Raw genomic sequence first — 20163 nt, 5'->3', positions numbered from 1 at the left:
GACCGCCTGGCCCTTTCGCATTCGACCAGCTCACCGCCACAACGAGAAACAAGATCTTTCTCACCGCCAACGACTGCCCCGCTGTTCCTCGACCCCGGATCTGCCCCCGTTGGGAAGCATGGACAACCGTGCGCTCGGGTCGCCTTCTATCGGTAGACCACCGGCTTCTTCTGCTCGCCGGGGAACACCATGATCAGAAGCTCCACGGCGCCGTCAGGCGGGTCCGGCACCTGGTAGACGAGCTTGCGCCCGCGCAGGTGCACCCGCACCCGGTACGCCCCGGGCCCCGCGGTCGTCGCGATGGATGAGCAGTTCACGGAGGCGCTCAAGGCGCTCAAGGTGAGCGCGGCCGATGACGTCGCCGTACTTCACCTCATCAATCAATGATGAGGACGTTTGTTACCAGTCAACTCATCATCGCTTCTCAGGGGTGGGGCAGGGATGAGAGAGCGAGTGGGGTGCCGGGCCGGGGAGGTCTCGCCGCCGCGCACGCCGTTGGTGTCGAAGGCCCTGCCGGGAGCCGTCACCCTCGGCGGACCCTCGGAGATCTACGCTCGGGGTGCCCCGTACCAGCGCCAGGTGGTCAGACGTGGGCGCCCGGGGAGTTCGGCGCGGCCGGTGGCCCACAGCAGGGTGGGCCAGGGGTCCGTGCTCGTCGGGGCGTCCGGGAAGAGCCGGGCGAGCACCCGCGAGCACAGGTCGGCGGGCGGGGTCCAGGCGAGCCCCAGCCCCTCGGCCAGATCGTGGGTGTGCACCAGGGTCTCCACGATCCCCATCGCGGCGAAGCCCTCCGGATCGGACGTCCCGTGCACGTGGTGGGCGCGGACCTCCGGCGGTGTCGTACGCACCATGGCGACCAGCAGCGCGCCGCTCGCCTCCAGCACCTGCAACAGCCCGGCCGGCCCCGCCGCGCGGTCCGCGTGGATGGCGTTCGCCGGGCCTTGGGGTCTTCTGCGCTCCCACGCGAAGGGCACAACGCCGTCCAGGGGCGGTGTCCTGGGGCCCAGCTGGGCGGCGTACGAGAAGAGGTCGTCGCTGAGATGCTCGACGGTCTCCCAGCAGTCCCACTCCAGCGAGCCGGCCTTGCCCTCCCAGGCCGCCGGAGGCGCCTCCCGAAGGACGCCGACGGCGAGCTGAACGGCCAGGTCAAGGTCGTCCGCCGTCACGGGGGAGGATCCGGCTTCGGTTGATCGGTGCATGGCGGGAACAATATCGCCGGCGTCGGGAGTCGGGCTCCGCCGGAGAGCCTCCGGTGAAAGGAGTGGAACCTCCCCCTGAGGGAGGTCGCACACTGAATCTCATGATGAGCATCGGCGAATTCGCGGAGTTGACCGGACTGAGCCTGAAGGCGCTACGTCTCTACGACGAGCAGGGCCTGCTGAAGCCGACCTCGGTAGACCCGTGGTCGCGGCACCGGCGCTACCGCGCCTCCCAGTTCGCGGTGGCGACCCGGCTGAAGGTGTTGCGCGCGGCCGATATCCCACTGGCCGACGCCCCGCGACTCCTGGCCGATCCTGATACGGCCGCCGCGACGCTCGCCGAGCATCGCAGCAGGGTGGTCGCGGAGCGGGAACGCCAGGATGAGGCGTTCGAAGTCCTCGGCCGGTTGCTGGGCGGTGAGGATCGCCACGATTGGCAGGTGGCGGAACGCCGGGCGCAGCGGCAGCACTGGGCGGGCGTCGTGCTGCGGATGCCGAGGGGTGACGATCTCACAGCAGACGAGGTGGAACGCGCGAACGAGGAGGTCAACGAGGGGTTCGCCGCGCTGTGGCGGGCCCTGGCGGAGATCGGCAACGCGCCGACCGGCCCGTTCTGGTCGACGTTCCGGGCCACACCCGGCAGTGACACGGCGATCGAGATGATGTGTTGCTGGCCTGTTGCCCAGCCGCTGCCCGCCGGATTCTCGGTGCCGGAACGGACAGTCGAGACCGGCACCGTCGAGGCGGCGCTCGAACTGGTGGTGCGCTGGCGATTCGAGGAGCCAGTGATGATGATCGACGGCGCCGCGCACCCGGCCGTGCTCGCACTGCTCGCCGTGGCGGAGGAGCGCGGACTGGACGTGGACCTGTCCCGCCTACGTCAGATCGGGCTGATGGAGCAGGGGGAGAGTGTGGGGATCGAGGTTGTGATCACGGTGGACCCGGAAGTCAGGTGAGTGGTCCTGGGCCGGTCGGGGCCGTCTCCTACCGGCTCTGGTCGGCAGGAGGCGGGTTGAGGGAGTCGCCGTCCCAGGCGAGTCGGTGGTCGGTGCCGACCTCCATGGCCTCCAGTTCCTCGTCGGCGACCAGTGTCGCGACACACTCGTGGGTGCCGCCGACGTAGGTGGACATCAGGTCGACATCGGTGGCGACACACCAGGCGCGGTCGCGCGGCCACCACAGGCTGGCCCGCTGGTCGAGCCACGACGGCTCGCTGAGCGAGGCGGTCGCGGCGGACAGCGGCCCCGACAGCAGCAGCATCGGCCGGGCGGGCATCTCCATCCGCGGGATCTCCTCATCCTCCACGGGAAGGCCGAGGCCACCGAAGCCCTCCCAGACGGCGAACCAGCACTGCTCTGGGGTCGCGGTGTACGCGGCGAGGATCCGGGCCAGTCGTGCCGCCTGCCGTATCGGGAGGGACCCCTCCTCCGGAAGTCTGTCCCAGAGTCCCGGCTGGTCGTCGGAGGAGACGAACCGCCATGAGCCGGTGATGGAGGGCCACTGCATCGCCGGATGCGCCAGGCGCCCGTTGGCCTCGGCCACCTCCGCCCAGGACACCTCCTCGGTCCGCTCGCCGTTCTCCCGGCGCGCCGGATGGAACACCCGTGCGTAGGCCGCGAAGACCGGTGGGACCAGACATCCCACGACGTTGTCGCTGAAGTTCCGCGCCGCCGCCACCGCCCAGTCGGCGGGGCGCACATCGGTCCGCAGGGTCAGGCCGCCGATGGTGAAAGGTCTGTCCACCCCGCGATTATGTCGGCCCCGCCACGGTCTGACCGTGCCGGTACGCGGGACCACGCCGTCCACCTCGGGTAGCGGGCCACGGTGGGCAGGTCGGTACGGGTGAGGGGGTAGGCGAAGACGTCGTCGCCGGGCGTGGCGTCCGGCTGAGTGGACCGCCGCGGTCCGCGAGACGGGTGAAGAAATACGACACAAGGTGTCGGGTTTTTGGTCGAGCATGGTTTCATCGGTCGGCGTCGATGGCGGGCGTGGACCGGGCCCTACGGATAGACAAGGACTTCAATGCGCGAAACGCCAGAAGAGCTCAAAGAGCTCCAGGCCCTCCTCGACGCCTCCCTCTCCCGCTCCACCTCGCACCTCCGCTCGATCATCAACGGCGAGCGCACCCTGACCGCAGAGCAGCTCACCCAGGTCCTCACCGGCATGTGCACCCTCGCCCTGTCCACCGTGACGGCGAAGGGCGAGCCGCGGATCAGCGGTGTGGACGGGCACTTCCTGCACGGAAAGTGGCACTTCGGCACGGCGCGCAACGCCGCCAAGGCCCGACATCTCGCGGCCCGGCCCGCCGTCAGCGCCGCGCACATGCGTGGTGAGGAGCTGGGCGTGTTCACGCACGGCACGGTGGAGATCCTCAACCCCCAGGACGGCGAGCCGGCCGCGGACTGGCCGGACCTGCTCGCGTACTTCAAGGACTTCTACGGCGACGACGCCTTCGACTGGGACAAGGAGGTGGTCTACTACCGGCTGCATCCGCACTGGACGACCGTCTACGCCTCCGATGTCGCGAGGCTCACCGCGGCGTCCCAGTCCTGATCCGCAGCACAGCCCCTAGCGGGACCATGCCCCCTGTGTCCGAACGGGCTGGGTTGCCGACGGGGCCACCCTGAACCTCCGTCGCTAACGAGTCATCAGGTTGGGCCGGCGGGAAACAGCACACGCGGTCCAGATCTAGCCGGGTGACCGGCGCCTGGTCCGGCGGTATCAGCTGATCACCCAGGTACCGTCCCGGCGCACCGTGTGGGTGATGTACGGGGAGATGGTGGCCAGGTGTCGGCGTCGGGTGAAAGGTCCGTCCACCCCGCGATTATGTCGGCCTCGCCCCGGCCTGACCGGGTCGAATCGCAAGAACAATGCCACCGCTCCCCAAGGGAGTTCTCAGTGACTAAGCGGGAAGATCCCAGCTTGGTCCGTCAGGCTCGCCCAGCCATACATGTTGGCGGTCTCTGGTAACTGTGAGCCCGAACGCCGACTGGTGCGGCGATCCGGCGTTTTGCCAGAGCAGGATGGCGTCCTCGACCGCATCCCACAGCCGCAGGGGGCCGTGCTGGTGCACGATCCAGCCTCCACCCGGGCTCGGCTTGGTGTCGGCCCGCGACCCGGTGCCGACATCCAACAGGATCGTCATGTCCTCACCCGATGCCCGCTGGGCGGCCGGCGCGGCGAGCTGGGCGACGAACAGGGCTGCCTCGTCATCCAGGATCGCCGGATCGATCCTGCTCTCCCGAGCGTCTCCGATGCCGGTCACGATGGGTGGCCGAGGCGGCGGCAGGTGGGAACGAGCGCGCATGAAATAGAGGTCGTCCTGCAGGAACCGTCCACTCGCCTTCCCCCTGTCGTCAAGGGTGAGGTGCGCGAACGCGACCCCACCCATCCAGCCCCACGTGGGAGTGGTGATGGTCCCCCCGGTGCGCACCTGTTCCAGCCATGCCGGGGGAATGGTCCGTACCGAGCAGGTGCCGATCAACCGGTCGTAGCCGGCGTTCTCGTGGTAGCCGTGCAGTCCGTCACCCACAACCAGAGTCGGTGTGTATCCGGCCTCGGCGATGGCCTTCCTGGCGCGCTCGGCCACGGCCGGGTCGTACTCGATCGAGGTGACAGCACCGTTGCCAAGGCGCTGACACATCAGCGCGGTCGAGTAGCCGGTGCCTGTACCGACCTCCAGTACCGTGTCACCCTCGTCGATCTCGGCGGCCTCCAGCATCCGTACGACCAGGCTCGGGGTCGTGGACGACGAACTGGGTGATCCCGTTACCACCCCCGTCGCCTCTTCGGCCAGAACCCCGTCCACCTGGGTCACCCACGTCTCATCGGTGTAGACCAGGACCAGCCAGTCGTCCTCGCCCACCTCGGTGCGCCGGACAGGCGTCCACAGATCACCCCGGGTCGTGTCAGCGAGGTAGACGGCATCTCCCACGAACAGCTCACGAGGCACCTCTTCCAGTGCCTTGCGCCAGCCGGGAGACCCTATGGCGTCCGCCAACGCGTCGCGGAGCTTCACGGCCGTGTTCACGGCCACCACCCTTCCAGTAGTACGTCTGCGAAGGCGTGCGCCATCGCGTTGGCGTCAGGTAGCCAGGCCCATTGCCCGTTTGGATTGCACTCGATGAAGGTCCAGGATTCGGATCTTCGCCCGCCGGTGGCTTCAAGTGCGAAGTCGAAACAACCGAACACCAACCCAAAGTGGTCGAGGTAGGCGCGTAGGGCCTGTTTGATCGGTTCGGGCACGTCGATGGGATCGTGGGTCAGCTGCTCCCAGTCACCGCTGCGCCAGTCGAGAGCGTCATCGGGTGTAGTGATCCTGCTTGCGAACACACTTTGCCCGATTACGGTCACTCTGGCATCAGCAGTCTTATTCACCTCCTGCTGAAACAGGTGGGCAGTCACCGAAACTGAGTCGTCCAGATCTTCTGGGTTAACCCGCTGCGTCCAGATCGCAGCAACGTGACCATCCGGAGCGCGTGGGGCACCTCGGAAGGACTTGTAGATGATCGGACCGTGCTCAGCGGCAAACTTGCGCGCCTGTTCCACGTCATTGGTGATCAGGGTCGACGGGACGGTCAGTCCAAGCTGAGCGGCCGTCTGGAGCTGGGAGGGCTTGTAGCCGGCGCGGTTGTTCGCCGCCGGGTGGTTGACGTACACCGCGCCGTGTAGGTGGTTCAGGATGCCACCGAGCCCATGCTGAGCTTCAACTGCGGCGAACTCTCGATCCGCGACGGGCAGGTGGGTGAATCGAGCGGAGAACGGGGTGGGACGGCGGTAGTACACCGCCCCGACCTCCTCCAGTGCGATGTCACGACTCGGCGTACGAAGCCGGCCTGCCCACTCCTCCCGGTGGTCATTGCCGAGGTAGGCGCTGAACACCAGCTCGGCGCCGATATCGCCGGGATCGACACGGGCGATCTGCACCTGGCGCTCGTTCAAAACCTCGATGACCAGGTTGGCAGTAACATCCTCTGCCGATGTGATGACCAGAACGGTCTGTGGTGAGGGCCGCATGCCCCTACCCGTCGTTGTTGCTGTCGTCCGCCACCGAGGAACTTCCGCTTGAGCCGTCGCTCCCGCCACCCTTGGACTGGGTAACGGTGACCTTCTTACCCATGTCCACGATGGCACCGGCCCCGTCGTGGAAGTGAGTGAGCTGAGTTACGGGATCGAATTCAGCCGTTCCGTACAACGACGGTTCCTCGGGAAGAGGCTCGGTCATCCGGCCAAGTCCCCAGGGAATGACTGCTGTCATGGGGCCCTTCTTCCTTTTGTTGTTGTGGGGGTTGAGTGGTGGTGCAGCTCTGACAGGGAAAAAGAGAGGAGTACCTGCCATGCGTCCAGACAACCAACAACAAGGAGGCGTTGGGAGTGGCACGGGGGGTGGCAAATTTAGCCGATGGGCATTACGTAAACCCGGGCAAACCAGTGTCCGACCTGGGCGCTGTGTAGATGTCCGGTAATTCCCCTATCTCCCTCAACTCCCATGACCACATGAACGTGAGGCATGCCATCGACTATTTCGCCTGTGCCGGTCATTTCACCGGTCATGTCGTATCTAGTGATATTGTCCGCCGTTGGGTCATTTACTGGCATTGTGGAGACGGTAAATGAGTCAACGGCTCCGATCAAGGAGACGATGGCTCCGTTCAGGATGCCTAGGTCCTTCGCCTGCCGGGCGATCTCTGAGACCAGCTCGCCCTCTTGGATTTCGATCATGTGCATGGGTCTTCTCCCTGTATGCCGAGTCCGATGGTGCGGATAGTCTCACGTACCGGCTCGGTTCGGAGAGCCCGGAGTAGGGCTGACTTCGCAGCTTCGCTGCCCTTTCTCTGGAGCAAGACGGCAGCGCACCACCTTGCTCCCGCGTCACGAGGGTTGAACAACTCGTTGATGAGGTCTTCTGTCTTCGTTCCCACACGAGCCGTGACGGCGGAAAGGTAGAGCCGTTGGATCGCGATGTCCCTCACCAGGGCTGCTGCGGCTACATCGCTCAGCTCCAAGTCCCGAGACTTGGCAATGATCCCCGCTGCGTTGACACGGAGGACTGGTGTAGCCCCTTCGTGTATCCATTTGACCAGGCGGAAAATCGTCGGTCTGTCTCTAACCGCAAGGCCGGAGATGTGGAGATCTGTCCAGTGGGTGGTTTGAACGGTTCCCAGGGGTTCAGCGTCTCCTCCGCTGACGGAGGCGAAGATCTCATTGGCAACGTTCTTGGCCGGCGTGGGGATGAGAGGAGAGACTCCCAGGGCGACGGCATTGGTCATAAACGTACGGCGCTTCACTCGCTCGGCCTCCAGCAGCGACAACGGTACTTGCAGCACTGTCGCGAGGTAACCCAGCCAGAACGGGCCTGGGCTGATCTTTCCGTTCTCCCACTTTGACACGGTTTCGCGGGTCACAGTTGTTCGGCCGGACACCGCGGAGAGTTGTAGCGCTAGGTCAGCCTGAGACAGGTGCAAACCTAACCGTAGCTCCTGAATCAGCGGGCCGAGAGGCATGGGAGCATGATAGGCCGCAGCGGTCTCGCCTATTGAGATATCGCCCCGGTTTCCGGGTCGTCTCTTCGATCGTTCGGAGTGGTTCTTCTGGGCAATCAGGGACCAACCGATGTCTAAGTTGAGATGCTCAACCGATTCCCTGCCCGCGCGATGCGTCTGCACTACGTTTGGGATATGTATAAGGTTTGTCCGGAAAGCGGTGAGGCTGCTGTTTTCGCAGTGGTTGAGGACTACCCGCGAGACCAGGGGCAGGGCGATATGCGAGCCCTCGCTGGAAAAAGCTTGCCCCGGGTCGCATGCAGAGCAGTGGCGATACCCGGGGCTTACGTGAGCCAGCATAACTCGCTCCCGGTCACAGCGGGAGGTGCACGATGAGTCGTGATGAGACCAAGCGGATCGCGGCGGCGATGGTCAAGGGGTGCGGCCGTAGAGGTTCGTCAGGCGTACGCGGAGGCGTTCTCCGCCGTCGGCCATGTGGAGCACCTGACGCACTGTCTGGTCGGCGAAGCCGCGCGGTTCGGTGAGCTGGATCTGCTCGTAGGGACTGATCACCGCGGTGCGGAAGCCGGCTGTCCAGATCATGCTCGTTCCATTCGTTGTCATGGGGATGTGTCGGCGAATTCTGATGTCGGTGAGGTGATTGGCATGGGGCCCAGGTCTTGGCGCCGGTGAAGGGCACGGCGCCGGGCTGGGCGAGCTGGTCAGGGCTTGAGCACGTAGCGACCGCGCACCCCGCCCTTGGCCATGGCCCGGTGGGCCTCGGCGACCTGGTCCAGCGGCATGACCGCGTGCACTCGGGTCGGCAGCTCGCCGGACGCGGTGCGGGCGAGCAGGTCGCCCAGTCGAGCGCCGTCGGGATGCGCAACCACGACGTGGATGGTGATCCCGCGCTCAGCGGCCGGTTTGGCGCTCGGCTGGACGCCGACGAAGACCCCGCCATCGCGGACCAAGGCGAGGCCCCGTTCCTGCAGCGCCGCACCGTCGGCGACCGCGTCCCAGCCCGGCTCCGCGTGCGTGGTGAACTCGGCGCCGAGGCCGCGAACGAACTCCTCGTCCTCGGCTCTGGCCAGACCGGTCACCTGCCAGCCACGGTCCTGCGCGAGCGAGGCGACGTACCCTCCGACCGCGCCGGCCGCCCCGGTCACCAGCAGTTGGTTGCCGTCACCAGGTGCGTCACCGAGTAGATCGACGATCTGGGCGGCGGCCAACCCGTTGAGCGGTACCGTCGACGCCGCGATCAGGTCCAGCCCGTCGGGAACGACGGCGATGTCGGAGGCCCGCACGACGAGCTGTTCGGCGTAGGTGCCGACGGTGCCGGTCACGGTCACGTACGAGCTGACCGACCTCGGTCTCTCGCTCCACCACGTGATGCGCGGCATGAAGGTGTGGGCCGAGGCGCACATGGACGAGGTATTCACCAATCGCGAGGAGTACGACACCCACATCGCCTGAACGCTCACCAGCAGCGCGGCAGAGCGCCGGCGTGACCTTCATCAACGGCCAACTCGTCGAACACCCCGCCGACCCCACGGCGGTATGACAACCACCCGATCCACAGGTCTTGCCGATTTCTCACTCGGCTGCGGAGCGAGGTATCAGGCCGACGGTTTTACTCCTGTGAAGTACTGACAAGCCCTCCGGTCGTGGGCCAGAGGGCTTGTTGGGTGCGGGTACGGCTGAATGTCGGGTCAGTCGAAGTCGCCGTTCTTGATGCTGCTGGCGAAGGTGGCCCATGCTGCGGGGGTGAGGATGAGGGCGGGGGCGGTGGGGTTTTTGCTGTCGCGGATGCCTCGGTGGTTGTTGGAGAGGTTGGCGATTTCGACGCAGTTGCTTCCATCTCCGCCGGAGAGGGTTGATTTGCGCCAGTGGACGGCGTGGAGTTCCTGGGTCAGGTCGCCCATCTCTGGATCGCCTCCTTGATCATTTTGAGTGAATCGCGCCGGGACAGGGCGTCGGCTCGGATCTCGTTGTGCCTGAATGCTAGCTCTTTCACCTCCTCGGCCCGCTCGGTTACTCGATCTCCCATGCTCTGGGAATCGATGTAGGCCACGGAAGGCTGCCCTTCGGGCATGTCCGCGATGACGAAGCTTCCAAGTAGGCCCACAGTGCTGTAAGCCGTGTACGGAAGCAGGTGAAGTGACGTGGAGGAACTTTCCCCGAGTTCCAGGAGATGCTGAAGCTGGCACTTCATTACTTCCGGGCTGCCTACGGGTCTGTGCAGGATGCTTTCGTCCAGCACCGCCCAGATCTTGGGAGGCTTGGGCCTCCTGAGGATTTCCTGACGCTCCAGGCGAGCTGCTACACGCTTGTCCGTCTGTTCTGGCGTGACGTCTGGTTCGTTACCGATCAGAGCTCGTGCGTATCCCTCCACCTGCATGAGCCCGGGAATCATCGATAGTTCCCACATGTGAAACGCCTCTGCTCCGGGTTCGAACTCCAGCCAGGAGCGGAACCAGCGGGGGACCTGTGTGGCGATGCGGTCCAGGCGGTCCAGTAGGTCGACGAGCGTTGTGCCCAGGTCGAGGGCCTCGTCCAGCTGGTGGGCCAGTTTCCTGGTGGGAGCCCGGTGACCGTTCTCCAACATGCTCAGATGGCTTATGGCGATGGGGACCGCGATGCAGAGTTGCCTCTGGGTAAGTCCGGACAAAATCCGGTATTTCCGTAGCTCTCTGCCGAATTGAACGCGCGTGGATTCGTATGAGTGCGTATCAAACTCTAGATCCGAGTCTGGCTCTGGCTCCGGCTCCGGGACGATGCTCATTTCGGTCTCCTCTCGTTGCCTCTTTAGGAGTCTCCTTCATTTTCATTGCCGAGGGAATGGATACGAAGTTTTCGTGGGTTCACAGTGTTGCGAACTTACTTCGCAAACTGTGAACCCATGGTAAACGCGGTTTGGCTTCCGCTGTGCCTCGGTGTTTGGGACCGTGTGCCTGTCGAGCTATAGCTGTCACGGGATGTCAGTTAATGGCTCCGGTGACGGCAGGTCGGCTTAATTCGGTCGGAAGGGGCAATTCCATGGAACCGGAGACGTTCAGCGAGATATTTCTGACCAGTAGTCCCGAGGCCGCATCGAGCGCGCGGGAGGAGGTTCGTAAATGGCTGGGAGAGAGTCATCCGGCCTATGAGAACGCGCGGCTGGCCGTGTCCGAGTTGGTGACCAACGCCGTCCAGCACGCCCGGCACGGGGTCACCGGGCAGGCCGGGGCCGCCAATAACGATCCGCTGGTCCTGCGGTTGCTGGCGTACGGCGGGCTGCTGCGCGTCGAGGTCGCGGACACCGGTCTGAGCGCCGAGGAACCCCGCCTCCGGGCGGACCCGGCATGCCTCCTGATGGAGAACGGCCGAGGGCTGGCCATCGTCGGCATGCTCTCCGGCGGAAACTGGGGCTACCGCTCCCATGGCCACGAACCCGGCCGGACCGTCTGGTGCGAGCTTCCCGCGGATCCGCCGCACTCTGACGGGGGTCTCACCGAGAGATCAGCCCCGCCGTCTCCGGACGATCTCCTCCCCGGAGCGCCGACCTCCGCTCAGCCGGGGTGACGCGCCGCTCCCAGCACCCGTTGGGAGCCGACGAACCACCCCCGGCGGGTGGCGGCACACGGATTCGTCCCCCACGAAAGAACCTGCGTGCCGCTCCGGCTCCACCTCCCCCGTTGGAGCACCCCGCCGGGGGTCTCTTGTCCCAATGCCGGAACCTGCTCGCGAGCCTCACCGCATGGGAACGATGGTTGCGGGCCGTTCGGCCGTACCGAACATCGACCCTGCGAAGACGGGGCTCAGCGTGGTGTGCCGGAGCGCCTCCAGCACTCGGGCGAATCGGAAATCACTCCGGGGAGTCGGCGAAGATCACTATTTCGTCGATGTCGCCCTCGACGGTGACGTGCACCACGTCCATCCCGGTCAGCAGGCTCCGGCCGGAGGCGTCCTCATAGCGCCACCCGAAACGCGCCCACTCCCCGGGCGCGTCCACTGCGCTCGGGTCTGTACTTGCCTGAGTCGGATCGAGCCCGTCGTCGCTGTCACATCGCCGTCAACCGGTCGTACAGTTCCGGGCGCCGGTCACGGAGGAACGGGCGGCGCCGGCGCGAGCTCGCGATCAGTTCGAGGTCGACTTCGGCGACCGCGACGTCATCGGTGTTGTCATTCGCCTGAGCGAGGATGTCGCCGTTGGGGCCGTAGACGGCGCTCATCCCGAAGTAGTCCTTGACGCCTTCCCTGCCCACCCGGTTAGCACAGATCACGAAGAGCCCGTTGAACACGGCGTGTGCCTTCAGTTCGAGCTGGAAGACCTCACGCATGGGCGCGCTCGCGGACGCGACCGGCACGCATAGCACCGAACCGCCCCGAAGAGCGACGATCCTGCTCAACTCCGGGAAGTGCCTCTCATAACAGATGATCGTGCCAACCCCGGTCTCACCTGTATGCACGACTTCAGGCTCGGTGCCCCCCGGCCGGAAATAGAACTTCTCCGGGAATCCATTGGAGAACGGCAGGTGGGACTTTCGATAGACCGACTTCAGCTCGCCCGCGACGTACGTGCAGGCGGTGTTGAAATACACGCCGGGCACGTCACCGGCTTCGAATACCGAAGAGACCACCGTGATCCCGTGTCGACGGGATCGGTCAGCCGCCATCGTGTTCGACGGGCCGTCGAGACGCTCCGCCAGCTCGAAGTAATCCGGATCCGGGTCAGGTTGCACGAACGGGACAGCGAACAGCTCAGGAAGAAGAACGATGCCGGCGCCCTGACCGGCGGCGGCATCCACGAGATCGCCGGCCCTGCCGATGGTTTCGGTCCGGTCGTCCGTGGCACGGAGCTGAACTGCGGCGAGCTTCATGCGATCACCTTTTCGGGAGTAGGCTGCGGCATTCCGGTCAGCGCGACGCCAGACCGCGTGCGGTAACGCTTGTTCACGGAGATGAGCACGGCGGTGAGCGGCTCCAGTTGGCGTGCCATTCGCAGACGACCGGCATCGACTCCTCGGCCGCCGGTCACATCGGCGGCCAGTGCCATCACGCGCGTTTTGGCCTCCGTGTCGTCACCGCATACCAGCACGTCCTCGTGGGACAGGTCCGCGTCGGGATCGAGGAGGAGTGGTGCCGCGAGATGATGGAACGCGCCAACGACCGTGGCGCCGGATACGATCCGCACCGCCTCCTCCGCGGCGCTGCCATCCGGCACGTCCAGTCCGTACGGGCCGTGCCGGTCGAAGCCGAGGGGATTCACACAACTGACCAACAGCTTGCCGTCGAGGTCGGCGGCCAGGCTGCCGACCAGGTCCGCGTGCCCCTCGTACGGAACGGCCAGGATGACGATCTCCGCGTTGGCGACCGCCAACGTATTGGTGTCTCCGCGGACGGTCGTTTCCACGGCGGGAAGCTTCGAGAGGTCGACGGCCGCCTGCGCGGCCCGGTCTCCGTCACGTGATCCCAGAATGACCTCGTGTCCGGCACGCGCCAGCCGGTAGCCGAGGCCGCCGCCTTGCGGCCCGGTCCCGCCCACGATGGCGATGGTCGTTCGGGGAAAGCGGTGATCCATCGTTCAGTCCTTCGCGGCCAGGGCGAGGCGGGTGAGCGTCTGCTCCTTGTCACCGAGCGTGGAGATGATCGGGCATCTGACGCCGGCCTCGTGGTATTCCATGAGCTTGTCGAAGGCCTGTGAGGTGGACCCACACGCGGTGACGTTCTGCACCAGCGAGTTCGGAACGAGAGGCATCGCGCGCTTGATGTCCTCAGGAGTCGCGGGCCATTTCGCCACCTCCTGCAGCCGGTCGACCAGTTCGCGCTCCACGCCACAGTGCTCGGCGATGTGCGGCTGCTGCATGAGGTAGAGGGTCAGGAACGCCTTGCACGCGTCGATGGCTTCCTGCGGGTCGTCGTCGTTGACGCTGCATGCCACGATCTGGGTCAGGTCGATCCCAGTGCGACCGTCGGTGCGCTTGGCGACGCCCCGGCCGATCGCCTCTCTGGCGCCGGTCAGATAGGACGGCGGCAGGAGGAAGTCCATGTGGACGCCATCGCTGATCTCTCCGGCGAGCTCGAGCATCTTCGGCCCGACCGCGCCGATGTAGATCGGGATGTCGACCGGCTTGTTCTCGCGGTACATGCTGTCGAATCGCACGTCGCGCATCTGCACGAACTCCCCTTCGAAGGAGACGAGTTCATTGCGGAAGAACGCCTGGCAGACGGTGATGTACTCGCGCATCGAGGCGATCGGCTTCACGAGCGGCTGACCGACCTTCGTGGCGAGCGGCTCCCACCAGGCGCCGATGCCGAGGATCGCGCGACCCGGAGCCACCTCGTCCAGGGTCTTGAAGGTCACCGCCATCAGTGCCGCGTTGCGGCTCTTGTTGTTGACGACGCCCGTGCCGATCTTCAGGTTGGAGGTCTTGCTCGCGATGATGGCCGCGGGCACGATTCCGTCCCTGGCCAAGCGGCCCTCGGCCACCCAGACCGACTCGAATCCGTTCCGATCCGCGAACTCTGCCTGCCAGTAGGTCTGCTCGAGGCTCAGCCTCTCGCCAACGTGGATGCCAAGGGGAAGTTTCATATCCGGAGAACTCCGATCAGTCGGGGGTCAGAAGAGGTGGGGCTTGCCCCGGGTAAGGAAGGATCCGCGACCGGGCTTCCCGTCGAAGGCTCCGTCGTTGACGAGGTGATGGCCGCGGGAGAACACGTGGACCGGTCGTCCGGTCACCCGCATGCCGTCGTAGAGGTTGTAGTCCGTGCGCATGTGCGAACCCGCCGTGGTGATGACGTGGTCCGCCGCGGGGTCCCACACGAGGAGGTCGGCGTCCGCACCCACGGCTACCAGACCCTTGTGTGGGAAGAGTCCGAACAACTTGGCCGGACGCGTCGCCACAAGGTCGACGAACCTGCACATGTCAATCCGGCCCGTCTTGACTCCTGTCTCCCAGAGAACCATGAGCCGGTCCTCGACTCCCGGAACCCCGTTGGGAACCTTCGGGAAGTACCCGGGGCTGCGCAGTTTCTGCGGGGGGAGATCGTCGGGTTGCTCCAGGCAGAAACCCGCGTGGTCGGTGGCCACCGTCGACAGCGCCCCCACGGTGAGCGCCTGCCACAAGCCCTCCTGGTTGCCGCGCTCCCGGATCGGCGGCGAGCAGAGGTAAGCGGCGGCTTTCTCGCCCAGTTCGGCGTAGTCCTCGTACGCGACCGCGAGATACTGCGGGCACGTCTCCCCCCACACCAGCGAGCCCCGCCCCCGCGCCTGGCCGATCTCCGCCGCGGCCGTCGCGCTGGAGACATGCACCACGTAGAGGGGACTGCCAACGGAGTCCGCCAGGACGATCGCCCGATGCACCGCCTCGGCTTCGGACTCGTGGTCGTGCGCCGCGGCGTGGTAATTCTCCGCGGTACGTCCACTCTCGATCAGCAAGCGAGTCTCTCGGGCCACCATGTGGCCGTTCTCGGCATGCACCATCGGCAGCACGCCGTACTCGACCGCGAGTTCGAAGCCTTCGAGCAGTTGGCCGTCGTCGACCATCTGCGTGCCGGGGTAGGCCATGAAGAACTTCCAGCTCGACGCGCCTTCTCCGGCCAGGCGGCGCAAGTCGTCCAGCACGTTCTCCTGCTGGTCGCGTGGCGGCACTATGGCGTGCAACCCGAAGTCGACGACGGCCTTCTCGGCGGCCACGTCCCGGCGACGCATATACGAGTCGAGGAGGGACTGGTCGGGCTCCTTCTTCACGAAGTCGACGACCGTCGTCGTCCCGCCGTGTGCGGCCGCGATCGTGCCGTTGTGGAAGTCATCCGCCGTTCGGGTCGTGAAGCCGTCGATCGGGTATTCCAGATGCGTGTGCACATCGATCCCGCCGGGGAGGACGAGTTTCCCGGTCGCGTCGATGACCTCGTCGGCCGACCAGCCGTCGCCGAACCCGAGTGCGACAACGAGACCGTCGCGCACCAGAACATCGGCCCGGACGGCGGCGTCGGCGTTGACGACGGTACCGCCTTTGATGAGTGTCGATCCCATCGTTCTCCTTCTTGAACGGCCGGCCACACCAGCTAGGTGGTCAGTCTGATCAACCGGTGTAGTGCTCGTCGGCCAGCGTGAGCACCTCGTCCAGCACATCGAGAGCCAGGTCGATCTCCGAGTCGCGGATGATCAGGGGCGGGGTCAGGCGCAGCACGTTGAAGTTCGCTGTGAGGTACAGGCCACGCTCCATCGCCGCCTTGAGCAGGCGACTCACCGGTGCGGCCGCGGGGCCCTTGGCGTTGAACGGCACGAGCGGTTCGCGCGTCGCCCGGTCCCTGACGAGCTCGACTCCGTAGAAGAGGCCACGGCCACGAATGTCACCGATGCTCGGGTGCCTGTCCGCCAGGGACGCCAGCCCTTCGCCAAGCCGCCGGCCCATGAGCCGGGCGTTCTCGACGACACCCTCGTCCTGCATGATGCGCAGAGAGGCGACACCGGAGGCACAGGCGAGCGGGTGTCCCGCGTAGGTGAGACCGCCCCAGAACATGTTGTCGCGCAACCAGTCGGAGATCTTCTCTGACACGGTCATCGCACCCAGCGGGACGTAACCGGAGTTGAGCCCCTTCGCGGTGGTGAGGATGTCCGGGGCGACGGCCCAGTGGTCGCAGGCGAACCATTCGCCCGTCCGGCCGAATCCCGCCATGACCTCGTCGAAGATGAGCAGGATGCCGTACCGGTCGCAGACCTCCCGAAGGGAGCGGAGGTATCCGTCAGGCGGGTACAGAAGTCCGTTCGTTCCGGTCACCGGCTCGACGATCACGGCGGCCACGGTGTTGGGGTTCTCGTATTGGAGGATCTCCTCCAGGTGCGGTCCCCCTGAGCAGACAGGGCACGGGTCGGGGTGGCCCGCGGGACAGCGGTACGTGTACGGATCGAGCATCCGCACCACGCCGGTCATGCCCGGCTCCGCCGCCCAGCGACGCGGGTCCCCGGTCAGCGCGATGGCCCCCGCGGTCGCCCCGTGATAGGAGCGGTAGCGAGCCACGATCTTCTGGCGGCCGGTCACGTGACGGGCGAGGCGCACGGCGTTCTCGTTGGCTGCCGCACCACCGGTGGTGAAGAAGCTCATCTTCAGGTCACCGGGCGTCAGCCCGGCCAGCATCTCGGCCAGCTCCGCCCGGGACCGCTCGGCGAAACCGGGGCCGATGTAGCACAGCTGCTCGGCCTGGCTGCGAATGGCCTCGACCAGCCTCGGGTGCTGGTGTCCGAGGTTGAGATTGACCAGCTGCGATTGGAAGTCGAGGTACTTGCGGCCTTCGTAGTCCCAGAACCAGGAGCCCGAGCCTCCGGCAACCGGAATGGGGTTGAGCGCGCCCTGGACCGACCAGGAGTGAATGACGTACTCCTTGTCGGCCTCCTGCACGCGCTGGCCGGTCCACGTCTGCGCGTCGATGACGGTCATCGGATCGCCTTCTCTCGTCCCGTAGGTGTCACTGGGTCTTCGTCTCGGCGCCGAACACGGCCAGGCGGGCCAGGGGACGACCGGCGTTGGCGGCCGCGCAGATCACGAGGATCTCGCGGGGGCGAGGGACGTCGGACGCCTGGAAGGTCACCGTCTGATGGTGCGATCGGGTCTTCGAGTCGAGCTTGTGCTTGAGCGGGATGTCGATGGGGCTGCCTGGGAGACCGACCTTCTCGGCGGCGGGCAGAAGTTCGGTGCCGCCGGCCGCCTTGCGGAAGACGTTGCCGAACCGGAGGTTGTGGATCAGGGCCGAGCCGTGCTCGACCTCACCGTCGATGCCGACGAGTGCCGCCTTGCCGAACGCCTCCACCTCGTCACCGAGCAGGTCCACGCAGGCCGGGCCGACAAGTTGCCCGATCTCCTCGCCCAGCTCGTCAGCGAGCGTCACCAGGTCCTCGACGTACTCGCTCGGGTATGGGTTGGCGATCACCGCACCGACGAATGCGACCCGATGCAGGCGCTCGACCGGGCGCCCGTTCTCGAGCATGGTCTCCTCGAGATGCTTGATGATCTTGCGGACCTGGATGCTCACTTTGCCTCCCTGAGTGGTTCATCTGGTGAACCATTGGTTCAAATTCTGATGACGGGTGGGGATTGTGTCAAGGGATTTCGCAGATGGAAAGCAGTCTCCCGTTTGTGGCCGCGGCGGCGGGATCAGTCCCGTCGACCGTTCTGGGCACACCGCGCGTCGCGGGTCACGTAGAGATCAGGGCGGCGGTCCGCCAGCGGCTGGTTGAACGGGTTGCCGTGCCGGGCTTCTCGCGACCCGATGAGGTCGATCTCGGCGAGCAACAGCTCTTCGCCGTCGTTGCTCGCGGGACCCGCGAGGATCCAGCCGTCAGGGCCGACGATCACCGATCTCCCGACGAACTCCTGGCCACGCTCGACACCCACCCGGCTCACGCCCGCGACATAGGACTGGTTGCTGTGCGCGCCGGTCATGCACATGAGGTTGGCCATGGCCGGCACATCGGCCGGCTGGCCCGGCACGGGGACCCAATTAGAGGGAAGAACGATCAGGTCGGCGCCTTGGAGAGCCGCGCTGCGGAAGGTCTCGGGGAACCACGCGTCGTAGCAGATCCCTACCCCGATCCGCCCCAGCGGCGTGTCGAAAACCGGAAACCCCGCCTCGTTGCGGCCGTAGATGGCCTTCTCGTCGTTCCAGAGATGGGCCTTGCGGAACGTCCCGACGTGCCCGTCCGGGCCTATCAGCACGGCCGAGTTGTACGGCTGGCCGCCCTCCCGTTCGGTGACGCCGGCGACGATCCAGAGTTGATGCTTCTGGGCGAGTGCGGCCCAGGCCGAGCAGGCCGGTCCGCCGGGTATGTCCTCGGCGTACCGGAGGGCCTCGGCACGGTCCGCGAAGACGTACCCGGCGGAGGACGCCTCGGGAAGGACGACGAGCCGCGCACCGGCCTCGGCTGCTTTCGTGATCCACTTCGACGATCGCTCGATGTTGCCGGCGATGTCACCGATGCGCGGGCGCAACTGCACGCCCGCGAGAATGAACTCGGTCACCACGGCGCCCTGATGGACATGTACTTGACCTCGAGGTACTCGTCTATCCCGACCCGGCCGCCCTCACGCCCCAGACCGGATTGCTTGACCCCGCCGAAGGGAGCCGCCGGGTTGGAGATCACGCCCTGGTTGAGGCCGACCATGCCGCTCTCAAGGCGCTCGCAGACGCGCAGCCCTCGATCGAGGCGTTCCGTGAAGACGTACGCCGCGAGACCGTACTCCGTGTCGTTGGCCATGGCGACCGCGTCGTCCTCCTCGTCGAAGACGATGACCGGCGCGACCGGGCCGAAGATCTCCTCGCGAACGGTCCGGACGCCGTGGGGCACCCCGGTGAGGACGGTCGGCCGGTAGAAGTTGCCGCCGCCGGCCAGCGCCTCACCGCCGGTCAGCACTTCGGCTCCGGCGGCTCGTGCCTCGTCGACCAGCTCGGCCACGCCGGCGAGGGCGCCCTGGTCGATCAGGGGGCCCACCTGCGTCGACGGGTCGAGCCCATGGCCCACGGTCAACGAGCCCAGCCGTTCGGCGAGCGCCTCGCTGAAGTCCTGGGCGACTCCCCGCTGGACGTAGAACCTGTTCGCGGCCGTGCATGCCTCCCCGATGTTGCGCATCTTGGCCTGAACCGCACCCTCGACCGCCAGATCGAGGTCGGCGTCGTCGAAGACGATGAACGGCGCGTTCCCACCGAGCTCCATCGAGGTGCGCAGCACCTTGTCCGAGCACTGCGCGAGCAGAGTGCGGCCGACCTCCGTTGAACCGGTGAACGAAAGCTTGCGCAGTCGCGAATCGCGCAGCAGCGCCGACGTCACCTCTCCCGACCTCGATGTGGTGAAGACGTTGACCACCCCGGACGGCAGGCCGGCCTCCTGGAGGATCCCCACCAGCGCGAGCATCGACAGCGGTGTCTGTCGTGCCGGCTTGACCACCACCGTGCAACCGGCCGCGAGTGCGGGCCCGATCTTGCGAGTGCCCATCGCCATGGGAAAGTTCCACGGGGTCACCAGCAGGCTGGGGCCGACCGGCTGCCGGGTCACGACCACGCGCGACCCGCCGCCGGGGGCGACCAGGTAGCCGCCGTCGATGCGGACGGCCTCCTCCGAGAACCACCGGAAGAACTCGGCCGCGTACGCGACCTCGGCTTGCGATTCGGCCAGCGGCTTACCCATCTCCAGCGTCATGAGCCGCGCGAGATCGTCCCTGCGGGCGAGGATCTGCTCGAACGCCCGTCGCAGGATCTCCCCTCGTTCACGAGGTGGCGTGGCAGCCCAGGACGCCTGTGCGTCGACAGCGGCCGAGAGAGCCGCCAGACCATCCTCGACCCCGGCATCGGCGACCTCGGCGATCGTCCGGCCGGTGCCGGGGTCGTCGACGGCAAGCACGGCGCCGGAGCCGGACCCACGCCACTCGCCGCCGACGAACACGCCTTTCGGCACACTGTCGGCAATGCTTTCGGCCGCGGCGATCGTGTCGGTAAGAGATGTCATGGGC

Annotated in this window: 25 protein-coding genes; 4 read left to right on the top strand and 21 right to left on the bottom strand. The window is 66.2% G+C overall.

Features of this window, described 5'->3' with window-relative positions:
- Positions 1-146: 146 nt before the first annotated feature.
- Positions 147-329 carry a hypothetical protein gene (locus ABT130_RS12540; protein ID WP_350955238.1) on the bottom strand — a complete coding sequence of 61 codons (183 nt, stop codon included), beginning with the start codon at positions 327-329 and terminating at the stop codon, positions 147-149.
- Between the two features lie 219 nt (positions 330-548).
- The gene (locus ABT130_RS12535) at positions 549-1199 is read right to left on the bottom strand and encodes a maleylpyruvate isomerase N-terminal domain-containing protein (RefSeq protein WP_350955237.1); all 651 of its coding nucleotides are present in this window, start codon (positions 1197-1199) and stop codon (positions 549-551) included.
- A gap of 101 nt (positions 1200-1300) precedes the next feature.
- On the opposite strand from ABT130_RS12535, the gene ABT130_RS12530 reads away from it, so the two are divergent.
- Positions 1301-2155 (top strand): MerR family DNA-binding transcriptional regulator, encoded by an 855-nt coding sequence (locus ABT130_RS12530; protein ID WP_350915691.1) that lies wholly within the window; start codon positions 1301-1303, stop codon positions 2153-2155.
- A 28-nt stretch (positions 2156-2183) separates the two neighbouring features.
- Here the strand turns inward: ABT130_RS12530 and ABT130_RS12525 are convergent, their stop codons facing one another.
- Positions 2184-2942 (bottom strand): hypothetical protein, encoded by a 759-nt coding sequence (locus tag ABT130_RS12525; protein WP_350955235.1) that lies wholly within the window; start codon positions 2940-2942, stop codon positions 2184-2186.
- A 279-nt stretch (positions 2943-3221) separates the two neighbouring features.
- Between ABT130_RS12525 and ABT130_RS12520 the strand changes: the two genes are divergently transcribed.
- Positions 3222-3752: a pyridoxamine 5'-phosphate oxidase family protein gene (locus tag ABT130_RS12520; protein WP_350955233.1), complete on the top strand. Its 531-nt coding sequence runs from the start codon at positions 3222-3224 to the stop codon at positions 3750-3752.
- Between the two features lie 349 nt (positions 3753-4101).
- On the opposite strand, the gene tgmC is transcribed toward ABT130_RS12520, so the two are convergent.
- From tgmC to ABT130_RS12485, 7 genes are all read right to left on the bottom strand, one after another.
- Positions 4102-5229 carry an ATP-grasp peptide maturase system methyltransferase gene (tgmC, locus tag ABT130_RS12515; RefSeq protein ID WP_350955231.1) on the bottom strand — a complete coding sequence of 376 codons (1128 nt, stop codon included), beginning with the start codon at positions 5227-5229 and terminating at the stop codon, positions 4102-4104.
- A complete protein-coding gene (gene tgmB / locus ABT130_RS12510; RefSeq protein WP_350955229.1) occupies positions 5226-6215 on the bottom strand; it encodes an ATP-grasp ribosomal peptide maturase in 990 nt (329 codons plus the stop codon). Before tgmB ends, tgmC begins: the two co-directional genes overlap by 4 nt.
- Before the next feature lie 4 nt (positions 6216-6219).
- The gene (gene tgmA, locus ABT130_RS12505; RefSeq protein WP_350955227.1) at positions 6220-6456 is read right to left on the bottom strand and encodes a putative ATP-grasp-modified RiPP; all 237 of its coding nucleotides are present in this window, start codon (positions 6454-6456) and stop codon (positions 6220-6222) included.
- Positions 6457-6593: 137 nt separating this feature from the next.
- The gene (locus tag ABT130_RS12500; protein WP_350955225.1) at positions 6594-6926 is read right to left on the bottom strand and encodes a PCC domain-containing protein; all 333 of its coding nucleotides are present in this window, start codon (positions 6924-6926) and stop codon (positions 6594-6596) included.
- Positions 6917-7702, bottom strand: coding sequence for a helix-turn-helix domain-containing protein (locus tag ABT130_RS12495; RefSeq protein ID WP_350955223.1), 786 nt, complete (start codon positions 7700-7702; stop codon positions 6917-6919). The genes ABT130_RS12500 and ABT130_RS12495 overlap by 10 nt, the downstream gene beginning before the upstream one ends.
- A gap of 411 nt (positions 7703-8113) precedes the next feature.
- Positions 8114-8284 (bottom strand): hypothetical protein, encoded by a 171-nt coding sequence (locus ABT130_RS12490; RefSeq protein ID WP_350955221.1) that lies wholly within the window; start codon positions 8282-8284, stop codon positions 8114-8116.
- Positions 8285-8403: 119 nt separating this feature from the next.
- Entirely contained in the window at positions 8404-9024 is a 621-nt protein-coding gene (locus ABT130_RS12485; RefSeq protein WP_350955219.1) for a zinc-binding dehydrogenase, read from the bottom strand.
- On the opposite strand from ABT130_RS12485, the gene ABT130_RS12480 reads away from it, so the two are divergent.
- The gene (locus ABT130_RS12480; protein WP_350955217.1) at positions 9014-9154 is read left to right on the top strand and encodes a winged helix-turn-helix transcriptional regulator; all 141 of its coding nucleotides are present in this window, start codon (positions 9014-9016) and stop codon (positions 9152-9154) included. The genes ABT130_RS12485 and ABT130_RS12480 overlap by 11 nt on opposite strands.
- Before the next feature lie 236 nt (positions 9155-9390).
- Here the strand turns inward: ABT130_RS12480 and ABT130_RS12475 are convergent, their stop codons facing one another.
- Entirely contained in the window at positions 9391-9603 is a 213-nt protein-coding gene (locus ABT130_RS12475) for a DUF397 domain-containing protein (RefSeq protein ID WP_350955215.1), read from the bottom strand.
- On the bottom strand, positions 9591-10463 hold the full coding sequence (locus ABT130_RS12470; protein ID WP_350955213.1) for a helix-turn-helix domain-containing protein: 873 nt from the start codon (positions 10461-10463) through the stop codon (positions 9591-9593). The genes ABT130_RS12475 and ABT130_RS12470 overlap by 13 nt, the downstream gene beginning before the upstream one ends.
- A 254-nt stretch (positions 10464-10717) precedes the next feature.
- Here ABT130_RS12470 and ABT130_RS12465 point away from each other — a divergent pair, with 254 nt between their 5' ends.
- The gene (locus ABT130_RS12465; protein WP_350955211.1) at positions 10718-11242 is read left to right on the top strand and encodes an ATP-binding protein; all 525 of its coding nucleotides are present in this window, start codon (positions 10718-10720) and stop codon (positions 11240-11242) included.
- 283 nt (positions 11243-11525) lie between these two features.
- Here ABT130_RS12465 and ABT130_RS12460 read toward each other — a convergent pair whose 3' ends face one another.
- The 9 genes from ABT130_RS12460 to ABT130_RS12420 form a co-directional block, all read right to left on the bottom strand.
- Positions 11526-11672, bottom strand: a complete 147-nt coding sequence (locus tag ABT130_RS12460) for a hypothetical protein (RefSeq protein WP_350955209.1) — start codon at positions 11670-11672, stop codon at positions 11526-11528.
- Between the two features lie 49 nt (positions 11673-11721).
- Positions 11722-12540, bottom strand: coding sequence for a carbon-nitrogen hydrolase family protein (locus ABT130_RS12455; RefSeq protein ID WP_350955207.1), 819 nt, complete (start codon positions 12538-12540; stop codon positions 11722-11724).
- Complete coding sequence (gene npdG / locus ABT130_RS12450) at positions 12537-13241, bottom strand: NADPH-dependent F420 reductase (RefSeq protein ID WP_350955205.1); 705 nt, start codon at positions 13239-13241, stop codon at positions 12537-12539. Before npdG ends, ABT130_RS12455 begins: the two co-directional genes overlap by 4 nt.
- Positions 13242-13244: 3 nt before the next feature.
- Positions 13245-14252, bottom strand: coding sequence for an LLM class flavin-dependent oxidoreductase (locus ABT130_RS12445; protein WP_350915718.1), 1008 nt, complete (start codon positions 14250-14252; stop codon positions 13245-13247).
- A 27-nt stretch (positions 14253-14279) separates the two neighbouring features.
- On the bottom strand, positions 14280-15695 hold the full coding sequence (gene hydA / locus ABT130_RS12440) for a dihydropyrimidinase (RefSeq protein ID WP_350915720.1): 1416 nt from the start codon (positions 15693-15695) through the stop codon (positions 14280-14282).
- A gap of 49 nt (positions 15696-15744) precedes the next feature.
- Positions 15745-17100, bottom strand: coding sequence for an aminotransferase class III-fold pyridoxal phosphate-dependent enzyme (locus ABT130_RS12435; RefSeq protein ID WP_350955203.1), 1356 nt, complete (start codon positions 17098-17100; stop codon positions 15745-15747).
- Positions 17101-17128: 28 nt separating this feature from the next.
- Positions 17129-17692 carry an amino acid synthesis family protein gene (locus tag ABT130_RS12430; protein WP_350915724.1) on the bottom strand — a complete coding sequence of 188 codons (564 nt, stop codon included), beginning with the start codon at positions 17690-17692 and terminating at the stop codon, positions 17129-17131.
- Positions 17693-17814: 122 nt separating this feature from the next.
- Positions 17815-18678 (bottom strand): nitrilase family protein, encoded by an 864-nt coding sequence (locus tag ABT130_RS12425; RefSeq protein WP_350955202.1) that lies wholly within the window; start codon positions 18676-18678, stop codon positions 17815-17817.
- Entirely contained in the window at positions 18675-20159 is a 1485-nt protein-coding gene (locus ABT130_RS12420) for an NAD-dependent succinate-semialdehyde dehydrogenase (RefSeq protein WP_350915728.1), read from the bottom strand. Before ABT130_RS12420 ends, ABT130_RS12425 begins: the two co-directional genes overlap by 4 nt.
- Positions 20160-20163 lie beyond the last annotated feature (4 nt).

It is taken from the genome of Streptosporangium sp. NPDC001681 (assembly GCF_040298085.1).
GTDB lineage: Bacteria > Actinomycetota > Actinomycetes > Streptosporangiales > Streptosporangiaceae > Streptosporangium.
This window is presented reverse-complemented; position numbering and strand designations above follow the sequence as displayed.